Source organism: Mesorhizobium sp. M1E.F.Ca.ET.063.01.1.1, assembly GCF_003998155.1.
GTDB lineage: Bacteria > Pseudomonadota > Alphaproteobacteria > Rhizobiales > Rhizobiaceae > Mesorhizobium.
The window spans coordinates 1-5,122 of record NZ_RZSC01000427.1 but is presented as its reverse complement, the minus strand read 5'-3'; the positions used below and the strand labels follow the sequence as shown (position 1 = coordinate 5,122).

The 5,122-nt window shown below is 66.0% G+C and carries 7 protein-coding genes; 6 read left to right on the top strand and 1 reads right to left on the bottom strand.

Annotated features, from left to right (window positions below; translation table 11 throughout):
• The 6 genes from EOA29_RS24480 to EOA29_RS24450 form a co-directional block, all read left to right on the top strand.
• On the top strand, positions 1–216 hold a 216-nt coding region (locus EOA29_RS24480), incomplete at its 5' end, for a hypothetical protein (protein WP_145969772.1).
• A gap of 168 nt (positions 217–384) precedes the next feature.
• Positions 385–1,143 (top strand): SDR family NAD(P)-dependent oxidoreductase, encoded by a 759-nt coding sequence (locus EOA29_RS24475; protein ID WP_126090428.1) that lies wholly within the window; start codon positions 385–387, stop codon positions 1,141–1,143.
• On the top strand, positions 1,137–1,601 hold the full coding sequence (locus EOA29_RS24470) for a MarR family transcriptional regulator (protein WP_126090429.1): 465 nt from the start codon (positions 1,137–1,139) through the stop codon (positions 1,599–1,601). The genes EOA29_RS24475 and EOA29_RS24470 overlap by 7 nt, the downstream gene beginning before the upstream one ends.
• Positions 1,598–2,410 (top strand): enoyl-CoA hydratase family protein, encoded by an 813-nt coding sequence (locus tag EOA29_RS24465; protein WP_126090430.1) that lies wholly within the window; start codon positions 1,598–1,600, stop codon positions 2,408–2,410. Before EOA29_RS24470 ends, EOA29_RS24465 begins: the two co-directional genes overlap by 4 nt.
• A 231-nt stretch (positions 2,411–2,641) precedes the next feature.
• Positions 2,642–3,790: an acyl-CoA dehydrogenase family protein gene (locus EOA29_RS24455; RefSeq protein ID WP_126090431.1), complete on the top strand. Its 1,149-nt coding sequence runs from the start codon at positions 2,642–2,644 to the stop codon at positions 3,788–3,790.
• Positions 3,791–3,834: 44 nt separating this feature from the next.
• On the top strand, positions 3,835–4,230 hold the full coding sequence (locus EOA29_RS24450; RefSeq protein WP_126090432.1) for a RidA family protein: 396 nt from the start codon (positions 3,835–3,837) through the stop codon (positions 4,228–4,230).
• Position 4,231: 1 nt separating this feature from the next.
• Here EOA29_RS24450 and EOA29_RS24445 read toward each other — a convergent pair.
• A partial coding sequence (locus EOA29_RS24445; protein ID WP_127221722.1) for an LLM class flavin-dependent oxidoreductase occupies positions 4,232–5,122 on the bottom strand: 891 nt, incomplete at its 5' end.

The following is a 5,122-nucleotide window of genomic DNA, read 5'->3' as shown; positions in this document are numbered from 1 at the left end:
ATCTACGAGCCTGACCACGCCAACTCGATCCTGATGGCCGGGCGCGCTGACCTTGTGGCGCTGGCCAGGCCGCATCTTACCGACCCCTACTGGACGCTGCATGCGGCGGTCACCCTCGGCGACCGCGGCGTCAAATGGCCGGATCCCTATCTGCGCGGACGCGACCAGATCTACCGCCTGGCCGAGCGCGAAGCGGCGGCAGGGCTCAAGGTATGAGTGCTTCCATGTTTTCACGTCGGCGCCGCCCCTCATCCGCCTACCGGCACCTTCTCCCCGTGAAGAACGGGGAGAAGGGACCTGCTCCAGCGCCGGTGACCCCCTCTCCGCGTTCTTCCCGCGGAGAGGGTAAGGGTGAGGGGCAGCGCCCGCCTCGGGGATTGAGCTATGATCGCCGGTAGACACGCCCTCGTCACCGGCGGTGGTTCCGGCGTCGGTCGTGCGATCGCGCTGGCATTAGCCGGCGTCGGCATCAACGTAACCATATGCGGGCGGCGCGAGGCGGCGCTTGCCGAGGTCGCGAAGGAGAACGCTTGCATCTTTGGTCTCGCCGCCGATGTCACCGATGAGGCAGACATGGCGGCTCTTTACGAGAAGGCGGAAGCGGCGCGCGGACCGTTCGATATCGTCGTCGCCAATGCCGGCATGGCGGGCAGCGCGCCGGCGCACAAGACCTCGCTGGCCGACTGGCGGCGCACGCTCGACGTCAACCTGACCGGCGCTTTCCTGACGGTGAAGCCGGCACTGGCGGGCATGATCGCGCGGAAGGCGGGTCGGATCATATTCGTAGCCTCGACGGCCGGCCTGAAAGGCTACGCCTATGTCGCTCCTTACGTCGCCGCCAAGCACGGCGTGGTCGGGCTGATGCGGGCTTTAGCCACCGAGACCGCGAAGTCCGGCGTGACGGTGAATGCCGTCTGTCCGGGTTTCGTCGAAACCGACATGCTGGAGGAGTCCGTTCAGCGCATCGTGGGGAAGACCGGCCGCTCCGCCGACGAGGCGCGGGCGAGCCTCGCCGCGACGAACCCGCAAGGGCGCTTCATCCAGCCCGAAGAGGTCGCCGCGGCGGTGCTCTGGCTGTGCAGCGACGCCGCCCGATCGATCACCGGGCAGGCGATCTCGATTTCCGGAGGCGAGACATGGTAGCAGGACCGACATCCACCGGGCCGGGCAAGGACAGGCTGCGCCTGTGGATACGCTTGCTGCGCGCCTCGCGCACGATCGAGGCCGAGCTGCGCGAACGGCTGAAGAAGGAATTCGACACCACGCTGCCCCGCTTCGATGTGATGGCAGCGCTCTATCGCGTGCCCGAAGGCATGCTGATGAGCGACCTGTCGCGCTTCCTGCTCGTGTCGAACGGCAATGTCACCGGCATCGTCGACCGGCTGGTTTCGGAAGGGCTCGTCGCCCGCGCGCGCCGCAACGGCGACCGCCGCACATCGATGGTGCGGCTGACCGAGGAAGGTACGAAGTCCTTCGCGGAGATTGCCGCCGCGCATGAGAACTGGGTCGGCGAGCTGCTCGGCAATGTCAGCGAGGACGAGGCCCGCCGCCTGACCGGCATGCTGAAATCGTTCCGCAGCAATTGGGAGGGACGCGAATGAGCAAGATGGCTGGCCTGAAACCCAAGCATTTCCTCTGGCAGGTGGAAGGCAGGATCGCCAGGGTCCGGCTCGACCGTCCCGAACGCAAGAACCCGCTGACCTTCGACAGCTATGCCGAGTTGCGCGACACTTTTCGCGACCTCGTCTATGCCGACGATGTCGACGCCGTCGTGTTCCTGCCCAATGGCGGCAATTTCTGCTCGGGCGGCGATGTCCACGACATCATCGGGCCGCTGGTCAAGATGGATATGAAGGCGCTGCTCGCCTTCACGCGCATGACCGGCGACTTCGTCAAGGCGATGCTTAACTGCGGTAAGCCGATCATCTCTGCCGTCGACGGCGTGGCGGTCGGCGCCGGCGCCATCATCGCCATGGCCTCCGACATCCGCATCGCCACGCCGGAGGCAAAGACCGCCTTCCTGTTCACCCGCGTCGGCCTTGCCGGCTGCGATATGGGCGCCTGCGCGATCCTGCCGCGCATCGTCGGCCAGGGCCGAGCGGCGGAGCTGCTTTATACCGGCCGCACGATGAGCGCCGCCGAAGGCGAGCGCTGGGGTTTCTACAATCGCCTCGTCGAGCCCGCTGCGCTCGAGGCCGACGCGCTCGACATGGCGGCGCGCATCGTCTCCGGCCCGACCTTCGCGCATGGCATCACCAAGACACAACTCAACCAGGAATGGTCGATGGGCCTCGACCAGGCGATCGAGGCGGAAGCGCAGGCGCAGGCGATCTGCATGCAGACCGGCGATTTCGAGCGCGCCTATAAGGCCTTCGTGGCGAAGGAAAAGCCGGTGTTCGAGGGGAATTAGCGATGATTGCTTTGATGGAAACGTCGGCGGGACAGCGCCCCCCTCTGTCCTGCCGGACATCTCCCCCTCAAGGGGGGAGATTGGCAGCTTGGGCGCCGGCTCCCATCCTGCAGCGTTGGCGATTGGCGAAAGCGACGATGACAGCCGATCTCCCCCCTAGAGGGGGAGATGGCCGGCAGGCCAGAGGGGGGCGCCGTAGAGCGCAAACCCCGAAGTACTGCGGAGGCAGACATGCCTGACCGCTCCTTCCTCTCATGGCCGTTCTTCGAAGACCACCATCGCGCGCTGGCAGAAAAGCTCGACGCCTGGTGCGCGAAGAACCTTCCCGTCGATCACCACGATGTCGACGCGGCCTGCCGCGCGCTGGTGGCGATGCTTGGCCGCGACGGCTGGCTGAAGCCGACAGCGCTCGACTCCGCCAACCCCGGGCCGCTCGATGTGCGCACGCTCTGCATCACCCGCGAAACACTCGCACGCCATGACGGGCTGGCCGACTTCGCCTTCGCCATGCAGGGTCTCGGCACCGGCGCGATCTCGCTTTTCGGCACACCGGACCAGCAGCGCTGGCTTGCGAAGACGCGGGCCGGCCAGGCAATCTCGGCCTTTGCTCTCTCGGAACCACGTTCGGGTTCGGACGTCGCCAATATGGAGATGACGGCGATCCGCGACGGTGACTTCTACGTGCTTTCGGGCGAGAAGACCTGGATCTCCAATGGCGGCATCGCCGACCTCTATGTCGTCTTTGCGCGGACCGGCGAGGCGCCCGGCGCCAAAGGCATTTCCGCCTTCATCGTGCCTGCGGATACGAAGGGCCTCGGCATTGCCGAGCGGCTGGAGGTGATCGCCCCTCACCCGCTGGCGCGGCTCTCCTTCGATAATGTGCGCGTTCCCGTTTCTGCGCTGATTGGAAAGCCGGGCGAGGGTTTTCGCATCGCCATGTCGGTGCTCGACGTCTTCCGTTCGACGGTGGGCGCCGCTGCGCTCGGCTTCGCGCGGCGCGCGCTCGACGAGAGCGTCAAAAGGGCGGCCGAGCGCAAGCTGTTCGGCGCGCCGATGGCCGAACTGCAAATGGTGCAGGGCCACATCGCCGAGATGGCGCTCGATGTCGACGCCGCCGCCCTGCTGATCTATCGCGCCGCCTGGACCAAGGACATGGGGGCCGCGCGGGTGACGCGCGAAGCTGCGATGGCGAAGCTCTTCGCCACCGACAGGGCGCAGGAGGTGATCGACAAGGCGGTGCAACTGCATGGCGGCGATGGCGTGCGCAAGGGCCACATCGTCGAGAGCCTCTATCGCGAGATCCGGGCGCTGCGCATCTACGAAGGCGCCTCCGACGTGCAGAAGGTGGTGATCGCCAGGCAGGTCATGGGAGCGGCGTGAGACCATGCCTTGCGAACCGCATTCGACTTAAGGGGAGGCTAGACGTGCACACTATCCTGCAGCCGGAAGGCTGGGCCAAACCGATCGGCTACGCCAATGGCGTGGCCGCGCGTGGCCGGCTTGTCTTTATCGGCGGCCAGGTCGGCTGGAACGCCGAATGCCGGTTCGAGACCGACGACTTCGTCGGTCAGGTGCGCCAGACGCTCGCCAATGTCGTTGCCATTCTCGCCGAAGCCGGCGGCGAGCCGCAGCACATCACCTCGATGACCTGGTATTTCACCGACAAGGCCGAGTACCTCGCCAACCTCAAGGGGATCGGCGAAGCCTACCGCGCAATCATCGGCCGGCACTTCCCGGCGATGGCCGCCATGCAGGTGGTGGCGCTGGTCGAAGACCGCGCCAAGGTGGAGATACAGGCTACGGCGGTCATTCCGGACTGAGCTATTCGCGATAGCCTGCCCGCTTCAGCAGCGGCAGCACACAATCGCAGAAATAGGGCAGTTCCTGTGTGTAATTGACGAAGGAAAGCGCGATGCCTTGGTAGCCTTGCTCGGCAATGGCGATCATGTCGGCCGCGATCGTTTCCGGCGTGCCGACCAGGGGATAGGTGCCGGCGCCGCCGGCGAAACGCTGCCGGTAGCGCTCATAGGCATGCTGGTCATGCGATTGCGAGAACTCCTTCTTGCCCGCCATATGGGCGTCGACCGCCTCATGATCGGCCATCGTCACCGCGTAGCGCGTATAATAGGCTTGAGCTTCTTCCATCGTCGGCCGGCACACCACATGCGCAACCGTGTAGACGCCGACATTGCGGCCCAGCCTGTCCGCCCGCTCGCTGATGTCGGCCACATGCTTGCCCGCGTCGGCCATTTCGGAAAATGTCGTGAACAGATAGTCGCATCTGGCGGCGGCGAAATCCCGGCCGGGCCCACCGAAGGCGGCGTTCATCGTCACCGGGCGCGGCACCTGCAGGCTGGCCGGCCGGCTCACTGCCTCCTTCAGGCGATAGTAGGTTCCGTCGTAATCGAGCGGGGCGTCGGATGTGTAGAGCCTTTCGAGGATCTCGATCCACTCGGCCGCCTGGTCGTAGCCCTTCTCCACCAGCGGCGTGCCGAACATGCCGAATTCCTTCGGGTTCCAGCCGCAGACGATATTGAGGCCGGCCCGGCCCTGGCTGATATGGTCGACCGTCGCCAGCGCCTTGGCGGCGTAGAGCGGGTGTACCAGCGGCACGTGCACGGTCATGAACAGGCCGATCCGCTCAGTCGCGGCGCCGAGCGCGGCCGCCCAGGTGAATGTCTCGAACGACCATTCGCGCACCTTGTTGCGGCC